We start from the raw sequence: 16,846 nt of genomic DNA, 5'->3' as shown, positions 1-16,846 counted from the left end.
TTCGCGGCGGTTTCTTGCTATCGCTACGCGAATTTCGTGCGCGCTGGACCGAAAGCGGGTCGCAGATCAGGATGTGCGTCGCTGGCTACTTAGCTAGTCCCCTGAGTGGCGCGGTCAACACTCTATTTACTACCTGGATTGTCCCCGAGTCCGGCCGGTTCCTACCCGACTGCTACGTGGATTGCAAATTGTCGCTTCTGCCCGGATTTTCCTAAAGTTGGCGGTGGACGTCTTCCGCTTCGCGGGGCGTCCTCGCCATGACCGGGAACTGGGCCCGGGCATGGTGCACCTCATCCTTGACCTTTGTGACACTTTGCTGCGCCCGTTTCTGAACCCGTGGCCGGCACCCAGGAGCCTTATTGTGATTCCAAAAAGCCTTGCTTTCGCGTTCGCTGCATTACTTCTCCTCGGACTGACCGGTGCCTCAGCCGCCGCCACGGGCCCCGCACCCATTGCCGGCCCTTCCGCCGGACCAGCGCCCGACGCCGGCCCCGCACCCATCGCGAACGCCGCCCCCGCCGCCGAGGTGGCCCCGGTCCCCGCTCCCGCAACTGCTCCAGCACCTCCCGCCGTTCCGCAGCCTGCCGCCGCCCCCGCGCCCGCCGTCGTCGTGCCCCAAGATGCTCCGAACGGCTCGGTGAAGGTGCTCGATACCACCGCGGCCATTACCGACCCCGCCTGGTTCCGTCAGGCCTACGCCGAGGGCTTCCGCCTCTACGTGATGCACTCAACCGTCTGGGGCACGTGCACTGCCTGGCAACAGACCCAGGCCCAACTGAAGATGGCGCTCGACGCCGGCCTCAAGATCGCGGTCTACACGCGTGACGCGTCGTGCTGGGAGGGCGGGATCAAAGCCGCAGGCCCGTACATATCGCAGCTGCAGTTCTTCGCCTTGGACGTCGAGCCCGGCGGGGCCCCGGTAACGCGGGCCATGGTGGACGGCGTGCGGAGCCTAGGCGTGCGGCCCGTGATCTACAGCGGAAGCGGCATGTGGCCCGGGTTGATGAACAACAGCACGGCGTTCTCGGACGTACCCTTGTGGGATACCGACACGAGCAACATCAACTACGCCAGCTGGACCGCGAACTACCTGGCTCCGGCCCCGGTGCAGTACGGCGGCTGGAACACTGCCGGGACGATGCGCGTGGGGGTCCAGCAGAAGTTCGAGCACACCCTGAATGGCATCAACGTAGACCTGAACTCCTTCAGCGCGAGCTTCCTGAAGTAGTCGCTGCGGTTCTTGCCCCTGCGCTGCCGTTGGTGGCCTGCGCTGCGCTATATTCCTGACACACAGGGAATTCCGGGGTCGTAGGGAGAATGCGGTGTCGGACGGCATGGGGCGCGTCGGGATTATTTCCCTGGAGTTGTCCACATGGAGGAATTCGGTGCTGTCGCGGGCCGCAGTGCACGTGGCAGCTTCTTATGCATGACCGATTTGCCTCGATTGATCCTCAGCCGGGATCACGTCTACCACGGAACGACTCTCAAGGAACTCGCCCGGCGGGCCAGGGCCGGTAACCTGCACCGTGTCCGTCAGGGAGTGTACGTCGACGGCGCCGCGTGGACCGCGCTGAAACCGTGGGAACAATACCGTGTCCGGGTCAGCGCTGCGGCCGAAACCTCCAGCGCGCGGACCATATTCGCCAGGCACTCGGCAGCGTCTGTATGGGGGATCCCCACCATAGGCGTGCATCATCCGGTGCAAGCCGTCACCCTGAAGAACGACGGCGGCCGCTCACGGGCCGGGATATCCCGCCACTACGCGGACCCCGCTAGCCTCACCGTGCATCGCCGCGAGGGACTCTTGGTGACGGGCAGGGTGCGCACGGTACTGGATTTGGCCGCGTTCACCCCGTTTGTCGAATCCATCGCCCCTCTGGACCACGTGCTCAAAGCCGACCGGAAACGGGGGCTGCCCGCCATTTCTAAGGAGACGCTCCTGGCCGGAGTGGATGGAATTTACACGGCAGCGGCCATCCGGAGAATCCAAGTTGCCGTCGATTTCGCGGATCCCTTGTCCGGATCGGCAGGGGAATCCTACAGCCGCGCTTTAATGCATGCCGCCGGATTCGAGGCTCCCGTTCTTCAACGAGAATTCCGCGACGAAGCAGGCCGCGTAGGGTATTCGGACTTCTATTGGAAGGGTGTGCGGGTGGCAGGGGAGTTCGATGGCATCGATAAGTACCTGAAGCCGGAATTCCTGAAGGGACGGACTGCCGCTCAAGCCGTCATTGACGAGAAGCTGCGTGAGGACCGGATCCGTGCCACGGGGTGCGGCGTCGTCCGGTGAGTGTGGGCGGAACTTATGGCGCCCGGCGTGTTCGAACGGAAGCTGGCAACGGCAGGGGTGCCCCGGCGTCGTCCGCGGTCTGCCTCATGACGCGCGCCGCGCTGCGCTGTTCGTCCTCCGCTGCGCCGAATTCCCCGCGACGCGCCAAAATCCCTGCGCAGCCGGAATTCCAGGTACGGAAGGTAATTCGCGCGTCGCACCTGCGTTGGCGCGCGGCGCGTCGCGCGTCGCACCTGCGTTCGCACGCGGAAGTCCAGGGCGGGTGCGCCGTCGCCCTAGGATGAAAGGGATGACAACAACCCGCACCGTCCAGCCCTTCAACCTCCGCAGCATTGCCTTGCCCGCCTTTGGGCCCGCTCTGCTGTTCTGTATTGGTGAAGGCGCGGTGCTTCCGGTGGTCGTATTGTCCGCCCGGGACCTTGGCGCTACCGTGGCCGTTTCCGCGTTGGTGGCCACGTTGATCGGGCTGGGATCGTGGCTCTTCAACCTGCCGGCGTCGCTTATCACCATCAAGTTCGGCGAACGATGGGCTATCGTGAGCGCGGGCGCTGCCGGAGCCCTGGCCTTGCTGGCCGCGGGGTTCGCGCCTCTCCTTGCGCACAATGGCATCTGGCTTCTCGCCGCGGCGATGACCGTGGTCGGGATGTCCACCAGCGTCTTCAACCTGGCCCGCCAGAAGTACCTCACCGAGGCCGTCCCGGTCGTTTTCCGGGCGCGCGCCCTCTCCACGCTGGGCGGCGTCACCCGGATCGGCGTGTTCATCGGTCCCTTCGTCGGCGCGGCCGTGATGCAATTCGCAGGCATCAGCGGTGCGTACTGGGTTGGCGTTGTGGGCATGACGGCCGCGGCGGTGCTGTCCCTCACGATCCCCGATCTGGTGGTGCCGGACGACGCCGACGGCGGACCCAAGGGACCCGAGCCCACCCTCCGAGGTGTTGCGGTTTCCCACGCGGGCGTGTTCCTGACGATTGGCACAGGGATCCTCCTGCTCAGCGCGCTCCGGGCTTCACGCCAAGTGGTCATCCCTCTGTGGGCGGACCACCTAGGACTGGACGCAACACACGCTTCGCTCATCTATGGCCTCTCCGGCGCGATCGACATGCTCGTGTTCTACCCGGCCGGCAAACTCATGGACCGTAAAGGGCGCATGTGGGTCGCTGTGCCGTCCACCCTCATCATGGGCACGGCGTTGTTCCTGATGCCCTTGTCGGCCGAGTTTGTGGGATTGCTGCTGGCCTCCCTCCTGATCGGCTTCGGCAACGGCATCAGCTCGGGACTCATCATGACCCTCGGCGCCGACTTTTCGCCGGACAAGGGCCGCGGCCAATTCCTTGGCTTGTGGAGGTTCATTTCCGACGCAGGTTCCACCGGCGGCCCGGTCCTGCTCTCGGCCCTCACAGCCGCGGTATCCCTCGCCGCGGGGGTCTGGGCCACCGGAGTTCTGGGCATAGCCGCCGCGGCCGTGTTCGCCGTCGCGCTCCCCAAACTCAAGCACCGCAGGAACTACTGAGCCCGACGACGGCGGGACGGTCCGCCGTCGGGCGCTGCCGAATGGTGGGCGGCAGAGTCAGCCCGTAACGGCCACATGGGGCGGGTCCGGCACCGGCGCCGCCCTCTCCCAGACTCCGGTCAGGCGCTTCGGGTACGGTGAATTGGATGTTCTCAGTCATCTCGCCTCCGCATCGTGTCACCACCGCGAATCCGACCCCTGGGAAACTTGCCCCGGACAGCGCGCGGCCACACCATTCCGGGGTGGAGAATCGCCGGCCGGATAGCAATTCACAGCAGCCCCGCCCTGACCTCGGGACCTTGACCGCGTTGCGTTTCGTCGCGGCGCTTTGGGTGGTGCTCTTCCACCTTCAGGCCATGCGGCAGACTTTCCTGTCCCCTGTCTATGAGCTGTTCGGCCCGGTCATGGCCAATGGCGACCTGGGCGTGGACGTGTTTTTTGTACTCAGCGGTTTCATCATCACCTACACCTACCTGGACCGGCTCGGCCCGCGGTTCCGCTGGCGTGCGGCCAGGGACTTTGTCTGGGCCCGATTCGCCCGGATGTGGCCGGCGTTCGCACTGGTGGTGGGCGTCCTGGGCCTGTGGTTCGCGTACGGAACCGAAGAGCAATCCGTGGCGACCTGGTCGCTACAGACCCAGGCTCCGGATCTGTCGCCGTGGGGGCTGGCCAAACAGTTGCTGATGATTCATCTCTGGTTCCAAGCGGGTACCGACGGCGCCAGCTGGTTCGGGCCGGGTTGGACAGTCAGCGCCGAATGGCTGGCCTATCTGACGTTTCCATTGCTGGCACTCGTCCTGTTTCGGCTGCGCGGGCTGCATCCGCTGGCCGCACTTGCCGCCTCAGTCCTGGTCCTCCTGCCGACGGCCGCGTGGGGTCAGAACCTGCCAATCGCCGGCAGTGAGCATCAGCCGTATGAGTGGCTGCTGCGGATCGCCTGTTGCTTCATCGCCGGCGCCTTCGCTTGCATCGCCGTCCGGAACGCGGACCGAATGAACTTCAATCCCGCGCTGGCGGGCCCAGGTGCGGTACTGGCCGGGGCCGCCGTCGTCATCTTCCTGGCCGCGGCCGGAAAACCGGGCCCGGGGCGGCTGGCCGTGCTGGCCTTCCCGCTGCTGGTCGCCCTGCTGGGGCTGACCCGCGGCTGGCTCCGCTCGGCGCTGTCCGCGCGCTGGCTGCAGTATGGCGGGCGCAGCTCCTACAGCCTGTACCTGGTGCACATGTTCTTCATCTACCTCTTCTACTGGCTGAACTGGCCGCATGGGGCTGGTCCGCTGGCGACGAACCTGCTCGCCGCGGGGTGCCTGGCCGGCATTGCCCTGGCCACCCATGTTCTGTTCAAGTATGTCGAGGAGCCGGCCAGGCAAAGGTTGCGCGCTCTGGTACCGCGGCCGCGTTGAGCCTTAGGTCCTCTGGATCCGCACCCACGTCTAATTCCGACCACTTTTGGCCCTGGCGGCGCCTCGAAATCGTTGGAAATACGGGGACTTTTGACGACAGCGCGGGCCAAAAGTGGTCAAAAGTTGAGGGCTTAGCCGAGAGAACCAAGGAACGCGGTCGCATCCTCCGCCACCAGGCCCGGACACTCCGACAAGACCAAGTGCCACACACCTGGATAGACCTTCAAAATGGGGTCCGTATTTCAAGGACGAATGCCCTGCCCACATAGAGGGCGTCCAAAATGGCCGCGGCGTCCTCGGCCTGTCCTACGAGCGAATAGCCATCCTCTGGTTTGTCCGCATCGCCCTGTCCGCGGAGGTCGGGAGCGTAAACCCTGAGGTCGGTCAGCCGGGGTACAAGACGGTCAAAGCTTCGACGGGATTCACCCTATGCATGCAACAGCAACAGGGGCTTCGCGCCGGCGTCGCCGCGGACGAGACACGGCACCGTGATGCCCGTGCTGAGCCTGAGATTCAGGACTTCGGCATCCATAGCCTCAGGGTACGCCTGGCGTACCTGCGAGGCTGCTGCCAGAGACGAGTGGTCAATACTCGTTCCATCCGAGGCCCGGTTAGGTAGAACTTCTGATGTAACTAGTCACCGTCGTTTTCTCAGCCTTACAGTCAGGCGTGCCTGGCCGGGTCGGGGAGGAAGGAGTGCCCGTGACGCTGCCCGCAATCGACAAACGCGATCTGCCGACGCACGAGCACAGAAGCCGGGCCCGCGCTTCCGTATCGAAGTCTGCCGCAGGGCTCGCCGTTGGCCTCGCCATCGTTGCACTGTTCACGGTCGTACGGGTGCTGGCCCCGCCCGCGTCAGCGACCTTCGGACTTCCCGACGCCGCTCGCGACTTCGCCACGTTGTCGATCAGCGTGGCTGTCGAGTCCCTGCCGTTCGTCTTCCTCGGGATTGTCCTCTCGATCGCAGTCCAAGTCTGGCTGCCGGAGGGCATGCTGCTCCGTCGGTTGCCCCGGAGCCCGGTGCTGCGGCGCCTGGTGCTCTCACTCCTGGGGATGCTGCTGCCGGTCTGCGAGTGCGGGAATGTTCCACTGGCCCGGGGATTGGTGGTCAAGGGCCTCACAGTTGCGGAGTCGATGACGTTCCTGTTCGCGGCTCCCATCCTTAACCCCGTAACCATCGTCACCACCGCGCAGGCCTTCGGCTGGGACAACGGCATCCTGGTCTCCCGCGTCCTTGGCGGCTTCTTCATCGCAAACCTTGTCGGTTGGATCTACAGCCGGCATCCGAGGCCCCAGGACCTCCTGACCGCCGGTTTCCAGGAAACCTGTACCCTGGCAGACCGCCACGGCGGCCCTGCCGGGAGGGTGAGGCGCAGCGTGCAGATGTTCTCGCAGGAGACGCGCGCCATGATGCCGGCCTTGTTTATCGGCGCGGGCATGGCTGGACTGATCCAGGTTGCAGTTTCCCGCGAAGTTCTGGTCACACTGGGCGGCAACCCCGTCTGGTCCGTCCTGGCGTTGATGCTGCTGGCGTTCGTCGTCGCGATCTGCTCAAACGTGGATGCCTTCTTTATCCTGTCTTTCGGCGCAACCTTCATGCCGGGAGGCATTGTTGCCTTCCTCGTTTTCGGGCCAATGATCGACGTGAAAATGCTTGCCCTGATGCGCACCACGTTTACGGCGAAGACCCTTCTCCAGCTCAGCCTGCTGGTAGCACTTTGCGCGGCCGTGCTCGGCTTGGCGGTGAACTATGGTCATTAGGCGGCTCGTGGGCCACTGGCAGGGAGTGGTTCTTAGCCTGATCGGCCTCATTGCCACGATCTGGCTGGGACTGACAGGCCAGCTCGCCCTGTACATCCATCCACGCTATTTCGTGTTCACGATCGTCATGGCCGTGATCGCGGCTGTGCTCGCCCTCGCGGCCTTCGCTCTGGACCCCGCCACGCCCGCCACCCCCAACGAGCATGACCACGAGCGCGAGCACGACCACGACCACGCCGGGGAGCGCGGATCCCGGTGGGGCTGGCTGTGGCCACTAGGAAGCGTGCTAACGGTCATCGCCGCCGTCGTCGCCCTGCTGATCCTGCCGCCGTCGACCCTTACGACGGCGACAGTCGCCCAACGGGACCTCAACGGTTCTGCGTCTGCTCTGACGCTGAAAGCGCCCGCCCTGCCAAGCAAGGGCGATTACTCCGCGTTCACGGTGAGGGACTGGGCATCGCTGCTTCGGTCCGGTGCCGGGCAGGACTTTTTTGCCGACAAGACTGCCGCCGTGACCGGGTTCATCACTCCGGACAAGACCGATCCCAATGTCTTCTTCGTGGCCCGCTTTGTGGTCACCTGTTGTGCAGTGGATGCCCAGCCGATTGGCATTCCGGTGTATCACCCCGGCTGGCAGAACGAGTACAAAACCGACAGTTGGGTCACCATCTCCAGCGGTTTTCGCGCCAACCCCAACCCGGGCAGTCGCGAGGCAATCGTGCTCATACCGGATTCCATCACCCCCACCACCCAGCCGGCGCAACCCTATGTCTACTAAGCGCAGCCCTGCGCCTGCCAAACTCGGCCCGGTGTCCACCAAGCGGGCCGCGGCCGCTGCAGCCGCAGCTGCGCTCCTGGCCGGCCGCCGCTTCGCTCGGCGCCTCTACGGCACCATCACGATCCTCGCCGTGCTTACCGGCGCTCTGACGGCCGCGAATCTGGCGAAGCTGCCGCACCCCAACGCCACCTCGATGTTGCCCCGTTCCTCCGCCTCCGTAGATTTCGCGCTGTACACCCTGCAACGGGACACGGGCAAGGACGACGCAGGGGTGAAGAAGCTGGACACCATCCGCGGCACAAGTCTCTCCGGCAGTGGCGAGTCCACCGCCATTGTCAGTGCTCCCCGCATTCAGGAATACGCAGCCCTTCCCTCCGCCCTCGCCGTCGTCACGATCAACGACGACAACACCAGCTCACTGGAGATCGTTTCCCTCGCCGGCGGCCCGCCAACGCTGGTTCCTTTGCCGAGCCGGGGAACGGTGGCGAACCTTCATGCGGCAGGGTCCAAACACCTCATTGGCTTCACTTTCACCGGGACGTCAACCACAGACCAGTACTGGAAAACACTCTTCGTGTACGACGTCGACCAGCCATCCTCAGGTCCGCGAGCCGTCCAGGGGATAAACGGTGCGGTGTCGGCTGCGGACTGGCGATTCGTCCCTGATACGGCGACATTAGTGGCGCAAACCGATGACCGGTCCATGTTTCTCATTGACGCGCAGGGAACGGGCAAAGTATCGCCGTTGGGTACGCATGCCGGGATCCTTGGGTTCGTCCCCGGCACCAACGAACTCGCCGTAGCCGATCCGGGGCTAAGAAAGGGCATAGACCCGCTTCGATATTCAACCATCAACCTCACCACCGGCACACCCGCACCACTGACCCTCGCCGCCACTTTCGCGCCTGATCCTTCCAACCCGGTCACCAACTCCGCGGGCCAGCCTTTGGTCCTGGACGGTTCCGGACAATACGCGCAGGTCGTGAGGAAGTACGACGCCGGGAAAGAGACTTCCGCCATCGTCCTCACTGACAAGAACGGCCCGCGGCAGTTCTACCAGCCTGCCGCTGAATGGTCCCGTCTCCTGGACATGTGCGTCTCTCCGGCCCGTGACTACCTCGCCGTCGAAACGGCACCCCCGCAATACGCTGGAGACCAATACCCCGTTCTCCCCGAACCTTCCCCCCTGCGGGCAGACCTCGTGGATCTGAAAACCGGCAGCGTCCTGAAAAGCGTTCCCGGGTTTCTCCCCAGCTGGTGCGGTTGAACCCTCATGGCGCGGCGGGCCGCTCATACTGCGGGCCGCGAGGGTGACGGGCCGCTAGGGCGACGGCCGGGACTGAGGCGACGGCCGCCGTCGGGCACTCAGGGTGCTTGCCGCCGTCGGGCACTCAGTCCGAAAAGCCAGGTGGCGGCGACCGTTGCCAGATAACCAGTGATGACGATCAGTGAGGCCCCGGCCCAGAAGTAGTTGGTGGTGCTGCTTTCCTGGCCGAAACCAGGAGCGATCTTGATCAGCGAGTACACCGCAACAGCCGCCGCAGCGACGCCCGCCAGTGCCGATAACAACAGCCATAAGCGCGAGGACGCCCAATGGTCACCGCGATCGTCCTGGACATTCCAGCTGTTTCCGGTACGCAGCACCAGCCAGCCGGCCGGAAGCATGACCGCTCCCACCAGGAGGAACGCCGCTACGACGTCGGCGGGCCGGTGCCACTGGTTGATCAGGGTGGACACCCCGGCCGCCACCGCGAACGTCCCGCCCAGGAACCCGGCGATGGGGCGCCAACGCGGCGACACCACCAGGAACACGGCAGCCGCCGCGGAGGCCGCCAGCGTGGTGTGGCCGGACGGCAGCGAATTCAGCTCGATGGTCTGGACGCCGCGGAACGGCCTGTCCGGGAACCAATCCTTCAAGACCTGCGTGGCCAGGTTTGCCGCCACACAAGCGGCCAGTGCGATGCCCGCAGCCTTCCAGCGCCGGCGCGCTACGGTGACGAAAAGAACGACGACGGCGGCGATCGCCACCGAAATGACCGGCAACCAATCGAGGAACTTGGTGGTTGCCCGCTCGGCCGGTCCGTTGAGGGTCACGGCCTCCACCAGGGCGGATTCGTCGATGTACTGTCCCGTTGTGGTGCGGACAAAGAAATAGTAGGTCGCGGCGAATCCGGCCACGCACGCCAAAGTTGCCAGCACAAAAAGGAAGCCCATTCCGGTGCCTGCCCAACGCTTGGTTGCGGTCCTCTGTGTGGCCGGCAGCCGGCCTGTGCTAGGAAAACTCATTACCTTCAGGGTGCCATATCTGGCTGGGAGGATCACTTCTGCTCGGCGAGAAGTTCCGCATAGAGCTCCAGGTGTTCGGCAACCATCCTTTCGGCGCCGAAGTAGGTTTCCGCGGCTCGGCGGCATTCGCTGCGGTCAAGCGCGGCGGCAGCAATGAGGGCGGATGCGAGTTCCGGGGGATTGGAGCCGAGGTAGCCAGTGACGCCCTCGGAAACGATCTCCGGGGCGGATCCTCGGAATGTTGCCACTACTGGCGTGCCGGTAGCGAGGGCCTCGATCATGGCCATCCCGAAAGGTTCATCCCATTGGATCGGATTCAGCAACGCCACGGAGCCGCCCAGGAGGACAAACTTGTCAGCGGCGTTCAGCTCGCCGAGGTATTCGACGTCGGGCCCCAACAATGGCGCGATGACCGCGGAGTAATACTCGTGCTCCTCCGCGCTGTACATCTTGGCCGCAATTCGTAGCGGAATCCGGGCCAGCCGGGCGGTCTCTATTGCTTCGGGCAAGCCCTTGCCGGGATGCATCCGGCCAAGGAAGCTGGCGTAGCCGCCGTCGCCGGTTCCGAACGGGACGGATTGCGTGTCGATGCCGTGGTGAATGACCCTCCGTACCTTGATCCCCGGAGCAGAGTCTGCTTGATGCTTCGAGATGGCAATGATCGCAGTGTCGGTTGCCATCGCCTGGTAAATGTCGTGGTTCTCGGCTGAAAACGGAAGATGGGCCGTTGCGGCAAGGGGAATTCCTCGTGGCCGATGCCTATAGAGCGGCCCGGCCAGCGTGTTGTCGTGGATGAGGTCGACGTCCTCCATGGCCGCGAAGGCATACACGCTGTGGCGAAGTTCGTCGGTGCCGTTCCCTATCCTGGATCCGTCCGCGGGCGGAGGCCCAGGGACTTTGGCCACTGGACATGTGCTTCCGGACGCCGCCGCCAGAAGCACATCGTGCCCCGCTGCGGACAGGCCACGCGCCAGGATATCGATGATCGACTCCGTGCCCCCGTAAGCGGGCGGTGGGACGGGGATCCAGGGCGGGGCAACCAATCCGATGCGCAACTACTTCCCCCGCCGCAGTCCTGCGGTGACGTGGTGGACATCCAGCAGATCGGAAAGCGGTTTGCGGGCCTCGAAGTGAAGTGCGATATTTTCGGGCAGGTCTGTAACCCGTGTTTGTCCATTGACCACCTCCAGGGAAATTCGGGATCCGGCGAGGGGAATGTTCTGCATCTTGATGTCCCCGAAGCCTTCAGGAACCACCGGGGCCAGCCAGAGTCCTCCGTGCGTGAGGCAAGGATCGAAGCGGAGCAGCACGCGGAGCAGATGAATCGGTGTGGAGGCCGCCCACGCCTGCGGCGAACATGACGAGGGATACGGGACGGGCATCCCGTAGGTTTTCCTGTCCAAACCGCAGAACAACTCCGGCAGACGCCCCCCAAATGCTTCCGCCGCATCCAAGAGGCCCATGACGATCCGCCGGGACTCCTCCACGAAGCCGTAACGCATCAAGCCGCCAGCGATGAGGGCATTGTCGTGTGGCCAAACCGAGCCATTGTGGTAGCTCGCAGGATTGTAGGCCGCCATGTCTGAGGCGAGCGTCCGGACGCCCCACCCAGTGAACATGGAGTCCGACATTAGCCGTTCCGCGACCAACGGAGCCTTGTCGTCGTCGACGATTCCGCTCCAAAGGCAATGACCCATATTGGACGCGCACGCATCTACCGGCCGCTTGTCGCGGTCCAGGGCGATGGCGAAATAGCCGCGTTCAGGGAGCCAGAACTGCTCGTTGAACTTGCGCTTGAGCTCGGCCGCCCGGGCACCCCACACCGCAGCCAGCTTCGCATCTCCGTCCTCTTGCGCTATGAGGGCCCGGCTGAGATAAGCCGTGTACACATAGCCTTGGACTTCACACAGTGCGGTTGGTGGCGTAGCCAAAGTCCCGTCGGCGAAATTGATGCCGTCCCCGGAATCCTTCCAGCCTTGGTTGAACAGTCCTTGGTCCGTAGCCCGCGAGTACTCTACGAAGCCATCCCCGTCGGCGTCTCCGTAATCGCGGATCCAATCCAAGGCCCGGTCCACCGCAGGCAGGAGGGATTCCGTGACTTCGGAACGGAATCCCCAGCGGGTGAGCTCCCCGGCAAGCGTGACGAACAACGGAGTGGCATCCACCGACCCGTAGTAGGCACTCCCACCCCCAAGGGCCAGGCCCGTGCTGGCACCGAGACGGACCTCATGCAGGATTCGCCCGGGTTCCTCCTCGCTGAGCGGATTGACGGTGCGGCCCTGGTGGTCTGCGAGGGTCTGCAGGGTACCCAAGGCCAGCGAGGGGTCGAGGGGAAGGGTCATGAACGAAGTCAGGAGCGAGTCCCGGCCGAAGAGGGCCATGAACCAAGGCGATCCCGCCGCCACCACCGTGCGCCCGGGATGGTCGGGATCGAAGATCCGTAACGAGCCGAGGTCCGCCCTGCTTTGATCCAACGCCTTTTGGAAGGCGTGGTTGGCCACGTCGGTTTGGGGAACCTTGCCGTGCCACTCCTGCAACCTCTCTTCCGGGACGTCGTAGGGACGCTGGCTGCCCCACACAGAGGCGTCGGCATCCGGTCCAACCCCGTCGATGCTTGGCGTGGCGGTCACGCTTGTTGACCAATGGCCTTGGGGCCCGATGGCGATGTCATAGCTGAGGACATCACCGTCAACCACGGCACTCGGGGCGTCGACAGTGACCAGGACATGCCGCCCCTGCCGCTGGGATTCAAGGACCAGAGCGCCGTTGCTTCCCTGCGCCAGATGCACACTCTCGTGCTTTGCTCGCCCTTCTTTGACTTCGAAGATGTCGGCAAAATCAGCACTCACCGTCAGCGAAACAGTGCATCGAGTGGCTTTGTTGGAAAAGTTCCTGACCGTGATTTCCTCGCGCACTCCGCCGAACAAGCTCCGTCGGCGTTCGATCAACAGATTGCTGTCTGCTAGACCGTCGGTGCGTGCCGCCCGGCCGATGAAATCAGCTCGGTAGGGCTCCGGGACCGGTGAGCCCAGGGCCTCGATGGCGTGGCCGTTCACTGCGAGCACCCAGTGGGAAACGAACCGCGTGTCCCGGAAAAACATTCCGTGGGGGCGCAATTGGTCCATGTCGCCGTTAGCCGCGGACACACAAAAAGATGTTCCCGCCAATAGGGTCACGGCGCCTGCGCCCGCCGAACCTGCGAGGTTTTCGGCATTCCAACCTGTCATCGATGAGCTCCAAGGTAGGGAAGGGGCGGGGAGTGATGGGGAAAGGGATAAGGCCAGGGAAGGCGATGAAACGGGGCGGGGGATTGGAAACAGGGCAGCTTGCATCAGCGTATTCTCCGCGTCTTCGGAAGTGAACCCTCCTGCAGATATGACCCCCTTTCCTCCGACCCTCCTTCACATATGGCGGCCTTCCAGCGAACCCTCCTGCACTTCGAACACCATCTGCTGCCCTCACCACAAACAGCCGGGCGGCAACTCGGCCCAGCGATCCCCACGCTAGAGTGAAGCCATGTCTGCCGCGCTCGCCAGCCCCCAAGCGGTCCCCACCCTCGACGAGCTCCTTGCCACCGCCACGGTAGTCAGCCTGCCGATGCGGGTGAAGTTCCGCGGCATCATGGAACGCGAAACCCTCCTGTTCCGCGGCCCGGCCGGGTGGGGCGAGTTTTGTCCGTTCCCCGAGTACGGCGACACCGAGGCCTCCCGCTGGCTCGCCGCCGCCGTCGAAGCCGCCTGGCAGGGTTTTCCGGCGCCACTCAGGGACACCATTCCCGTCAACGCCACCGTCCCCGCCGTACCTGCCGCCCGGGTGCCCGAGGTCCTGGAACGCTTCGGCCGCGTGGACGCCGTCAAGGTCAAGGTCGCTGAGCACGGGCAGGAACTGGCCGACGACGTCGCGCGCGTCACCGCAGTCCGGGAGGCCCTGCCGGACGTCGCGATCCGCGTGGACGCGAACGCGGGCTGGGACGTGCCGCAGGCGGTCGAGGCACTTGGGCGGCTCTCCGCCGTCGGGCTCGAATACGCCGAGCAGCCTGTGCCGCAGATCGAGGGACTCGCCGAAGTCCGCCGCCGGCTCGCGCGGCAGGGAACGCCCGTGCTCATCGCCGCCGATGAATCCGTCCGCAAGGAAGATGATCCCCTCAAGGTGACCCGAGCCGGCGCGGCGGACCTGATCGTGATCAAGGTGGCGCCCCTTGGGGGAGTGCGGCGCGCGCTGGACATTGTGGCGCAAGCCGGGCTTCCCGCCGTCGTGAGCTCGGCGCTGGACACCTCCGTGGGGATCCGCGCGGGGCTCGCGCTCGCCGCCGCGCTGCCGGAACTGCCGTACGCGTGCGGGTTGGGGACCGTGCGGCTGTTCGCCTCGGACATCACCCGGGATCCGTTAGTGCCCGACGACGGCGCCATCCGCGTCCGCGAAGCCGTCGCCGACGAGGAACTGCTGGAGCGGTATGCGGCCTCCGCTGAACGTCGCGACTGGTGGCTGGACCGACTCCGCCGCGTGTATGCGCTCCTGCATGCATAGATAACTCCCCACCGGCCCCCTAGCCTCACAAGTTCGGCCAGGGAACCCTACCGGCGTGGGCCCAATGCTGGGAGTTCACCGGAACTTAACCGGAGCGTCCTCTCGGATTCCGCTGGCGCTGCAAGGGTGGGGAAATCACTCAATCCCCGGAGGTATTTCCCATGTCTGAATCAACCAACCGCAAGTTCGCCTTGCTCCCCATGCTCGGCCATACGAAGGGCAAGCGCAGTCCCGTCACGTGCGCCCTGAAGTGCGACAGCGCCTGTTCCGGCGACGTTTGCAACACGAGCTCCAACGCCTACTTCCGCGATATCGCTTCCGCGGCTGTGTCCCGCCGCGCCGCCCTGGGCCTCGGCGCCGCCGGTGCGCTCGCCGTCGTACTGAGCGGGCTCGCTGCGCCTGAAAAGGCAGTGGCCGACGGCGGTCCCGGCCTTTCTGCGAAGGCCGGCTTCGACAAGGCCAAACTCAAGTTCACCCCGATCAAGCCGGTCGACTACATCGTGGATGAGTTCACCGTGCCGGAAGGCTTCGCGTGGCAGCCGATCATCCGCTGGGGCGATCCCCTTTTTGCCGACTCGCCGGCCTTCGAGCTGAACGGTCAGACCGCAGCGGCACAGGCCCGCCAGTTCGGCTACAACAACGACTACACGGACATCCTGCCCATCCCGGATTCCAAGGACCGCCGTGCCGTGCTCTTCACCAACCACGAGTACACCAACGAGAACATCATGTTCCCGGCAACTTTGGCGGCTGCGGAGGCGCGCGCGATCGGGCGTGCCGCACACGGACTCACGGTTGTTGAACTCGAGCGCAAGAACAAGAACAAGCCGTGGAACTACGTCAAGGGAGCCCAGCTGAACCGCCGCTTCCTGACAGACACTACCTACGAGCTCACCGGCCCCGCCGCTGGCACGGACTTGGTCAAGACCATCGACGACCCCTCGGGCCGGGCCATCAAGGGCACCCTGGGCAACTGCTCCGGCGGCACCACTCCCTGGGGGACCATCCTTTCAGGCGAGGAAAACTTCAACGGCTACTTCGCGGCTCCCGGCACCTCGGCGAGCGACAAGCGCTACGGGCTTACATCCAAGGCCACCGCGCGCAAGTGGGAGCTGGACGAGCAGCGATTCGACACTCGTAACGCCGGCTACGCCAACGAAACCAACCGCTTTGGCTGGATCGTGGAAGTCGACCCGTTCGACCCCTCCTCCACACCCAAGAAGCACTCCGCCATGGGTCGTTTCAAGCACGAAGGCGCCAACGTGATCGTGGCCGAGTCCGGCCATGTGGTGGCATACATGGGCGACGACGAGCGCTTCGACTACCTCTACAAATTCGTCTCCAAGGGCAAGTACATGGCCGGAGACTCGTCGGCGGCCCGCCGGAACAACATGAACCTTCTCTCCGAAGGTGACCTCTACGTGGCCAAATTCACGGGCGACTCTCCCGCAGCCGAAATCGATGGCAGTGGCAAGCTTCCGTCTGACGGCGCATTCGACGGTTCCGGCGAGTGGCTTCCGCTGGTGGTCGACGGCGTCTCCGCTGTTCCGGGCATGTCCGTCCCCGAGGTCCTGGTGTACACCCGCCTCGCAGCGGACAAGGTCGGTCCCACGAAGATGGACCGCTGCGAAGACGTCGAGCCGAACCTGGCGACCGGCAAGGTCTACGTTGTCTGCACGAACAACTCGGATCGCGGCAAGCCCGGCAAGGAAGGCGCCACCGAGGTCAACCCGCGCACGTTGAACCGGGACGGCCACATCGTCGAGATCACCGAAGCCGGTGACCAGACCTCCACGCGCTTCAACTGGACGCTCCTGATGGTTTGTGGAGATCCCGCCAAGAACTCCTCCACCTACTTCTCCGGCTTCCCGGCCGACAAGGTCTCGCCCATTTCCTGCCCGGACAACGTGGCCTTCGACTCGGCAGGCAACATGTGGATCGCCACTGACGGCGCGCCGTCGTCCATTGGGTACGCCGACGGTCTCTTCAAAGTCACCCTGGATGGCAGCGAACGCGGCAAGGTTGAACAGTTCCTCGCCGTACCGCGCGACGCCGAGACCTGCGGACCGATAGTCCACGACGACGAGCGGACCGTATTCGTCGCCGTGCAGCACCCGGGCGAGGAAGGTTCCTTCGACGCTCCGCACTCGTACTTCCCGGACTACGTGGGCGCCGGCGCCACCCCGGCCGCCGGCCAGGTCCGCGCCCCGCGTCCGTCGATCGTGCAGGTGTTCCGCAAGGACGGCTAGCCCTTCCCCTTCCCCTGACGTCCTGCCGGCCGTGAAACGCTCGCT

Annotated in this window: 13 protein-coding genes and 1 pseudogene; 9 read left to right on the top strand and 5 right to left on the bottom strand. The window is 64.8% G+C overall.

The features are described from left to right. Window positions 1–361 precede the first annotated feature (361 nt). From HNP00_RS09970 to HNP00_RS09960, 3 genes are all read left to right on the top strand, one after another. The gene (locus HNP00_RS09970; protein WP_184738516.1) at window positions 362–1,228 is read left to right on the top strand and encodes a hypothetical protein; all 867 of its coding nucleotides are present in this window, start codon (window positions 362–364) and stop codon (window positions 1,226–1,228) included. Between the two features lie 198 nt (window positions 1,229–1,426). Continuing rightward, complete coding sequence (locus HNP00_RS09965; RefSeq protein ID WP_260404884.1) at window positions 1,427–2,290, top strand: hypothetical protein; 864 nt, start codon at window positions 1,427–1,429, stop codon at window positions 2,288–2,290. A 289-nt stretch (window positions 2,291–2,579) separates the two neighbouring features. Next, window positions 2,580–3,800 carry an MFS transporter gene (locus HNP00_RS09960; RefSeq protein ID WP_184738514.1) on the top strand — a complete coding sequence of 407 codons (1,221 nt, stop codon included), beginning with the start codon at window positions 2,580–2,582 and terminating at the stop codon, window positions 3,798–3,800. On the opposite strand, the gene HNP00_RS09955 is transcribed toward HNP00_RS09960, so the two are convergent. Beyond that, window positions 3,778–3,960, bottom strand: a complete 183-nt coding sequence (locus HNP00_RS09955) for a hypothetical protein (protein ID WP_184738512.1) — start codon at window positions 3,958–3,960, stop codon at window positions 3,778–3,780. The genes HNP00_RS09960 and HNP00_RS09955 overlap by 23 nt on opposite strands. A gap of 139 nt (window positions 3,961–4,099) precedes the next feature. Here HNP00_RS09955 and HNP00_RS09950 point away from each other — a divergent pair, with 139 nt between their 5' ends. After that, on the top strand, window positions 4,100–5,200 hold the full coding sequence (locus HNP00_RS09950; protein ID WP_184738510.1) for an acyltransferase: 1,101 nt from the start codon (window positions 4,100–4,102) through the stop codon (window positions 5,198–5,200). 223 nt (window positions 5,201–5,423) lie between these two features. Here HNP00_RS09950 and HNP00_RS23785 read toward each other — a convergent pair. Next, a pseudogene (locus tag HNP00_RS23785) lies at window positions 5,424–5,612 on the bottom strand (alpha/beta fold hydrolase); the annotation flags it as partial. A 290-nt stretch (window positions 5,613–5,902) separates the two neighbouring features. On the opposite strand from HNP00_RS23785, the gene HNP00_RS09945 reads away from it, so the two are divergent. Genes HNP00_RS09945 through HNP00_RS09935 form a run of 3 tightly spaced genes read left to right on the top strand, consistent with a single transcriptional unit; the run spans window position 5,903 to window position 9,006 of the window. Beyond that, window positions 5,903–6,961 (top strand): permease, encoded by a 1,059-nt coding sequence (locus HNP00_RS09945; RefSeq protein ID WP_395893806.1) that lies wholly within the window; start codon window positions 5,903–5,905, stop codon window positions 6,959–6,961. Next, window positions 6,951–7,739 carry a TIGR03943 family putative permease subunit gene (locus HNP00_RS09940; protein WP_184738508.1) on the top strand — a complete coding sequence of 263 codons (789 nt, stop codon included), beginning with the start codon at window positions 6,951–6,953 and terminating at the stop codon, window positions 7,737–7,739. The genes HNP00_RS09945 and HNP00_RS09940 overlap by 11 nt, the downstream gene beginning before the upstream one ends. Window positions 7,740–7,770: 31 nt before the next feature. Next, the gene (locus tag HNP00_RS09935; RefSeq protein WP_184738506.1) at window positions 7,771–9,006 is read left to right on the top strand and encodes a hypothetical protein; all 1,236 of its coding nucleotides are present in this window, start codon (window positions 7,771–7,773) and stop codon (window positions 9,004–9,006) included. A gap of 98 nt (window positions 9,007–9,104) precedes the next feature. On the opposite strand, the gene HNP00_RS09930 is transcribed toward HNP00_RS09935, so the two are convergent. The 3 genes from HNP00_RS09930 to HNP00_RS09920 are packed head-to-tail and all read right to left on the bottom strand — an operon-like array spanning window position 9,105 to window position 13,252. After that, window positions 9,105–10,025 carry a phosphatase PAP2 family protein gene (locus tag HNP00_RS09930; protein WP_184738504.1) on the bottom strand — a complete coding sequence of 307 codons (921 nt, stop codon included), beginning with the start codon at window positions 10,023–10,025 and terminating at the stop codon, window positions 9,105–9,107. A 32-nt stretch (window positions 10,026–10,057) separates the two neighbouring features. Further along, a complete protein-coding gene (locus tag HNP00_RS09925; protein ID WP_184738501.1) occupies window positions 10,058–11,080 on the bottom strand; it encodes a glycosyltransferase in 1,023 nt (340 codons plus the stop codon). Next, a complete protein-coding gene (locus tag HNP00_RS09920; protein ID WP_184738499.1) occupies window positions 11,081–13,252 on the bottom strand; it encodes an amylo-alpha-1,6-glucosidase in 2,172 nt (723 codons plus the stop codon). A gap of 289 nt (window positions 13,253–13,541) precedes the next feature. Between HNP00_RS09920 and HNP00_RS09915 the strand changes: the two genes are divergently transcribed. Continuing rightward, on the top strand, window positions 13,542–14,552 hold the full coding sequence (locus tag HNP00_RS09915) for an o-succinylbenzoate synthase (protein ID WP_184738496.1): 1,011 nt from the start codon (window positions 13,542–13,544) through the stop codon (window positions 14,550–14,552). A 161-nt stretch (window positions 14,553–14,713) separates the two neighbouring features. After that, the gene (locus tag HNP00_RS09910; RefSeq protein ID WP_184738494.1) at window positions 14,714–16,801 is read left to right on the top strand and encodes a PhoX family phosphatase; all 2,088 of its coding nucleotides are present in this window, start codon (window positions 14,714–14,716) and stop codon (window positions 16,799–16,801) included. Window positions 16,802–16,846: the final 45 nt, after the last annotated feature.

The organism is Arthrobacter sp. AZCC_0090 (assembly GCF_014207375.1).
In the GTDB taxonomy this organism is placed as follows: domain Bacteria; phylum Actinomycetota; class Actinomycetes; order Actinomycetales; family Micrococcaceae; genus Arthrobacter.
Note: the sequence above shows the minus strand (reverse complement) of the source record. Positions and strands in the feature narration are given on the sequence as shown.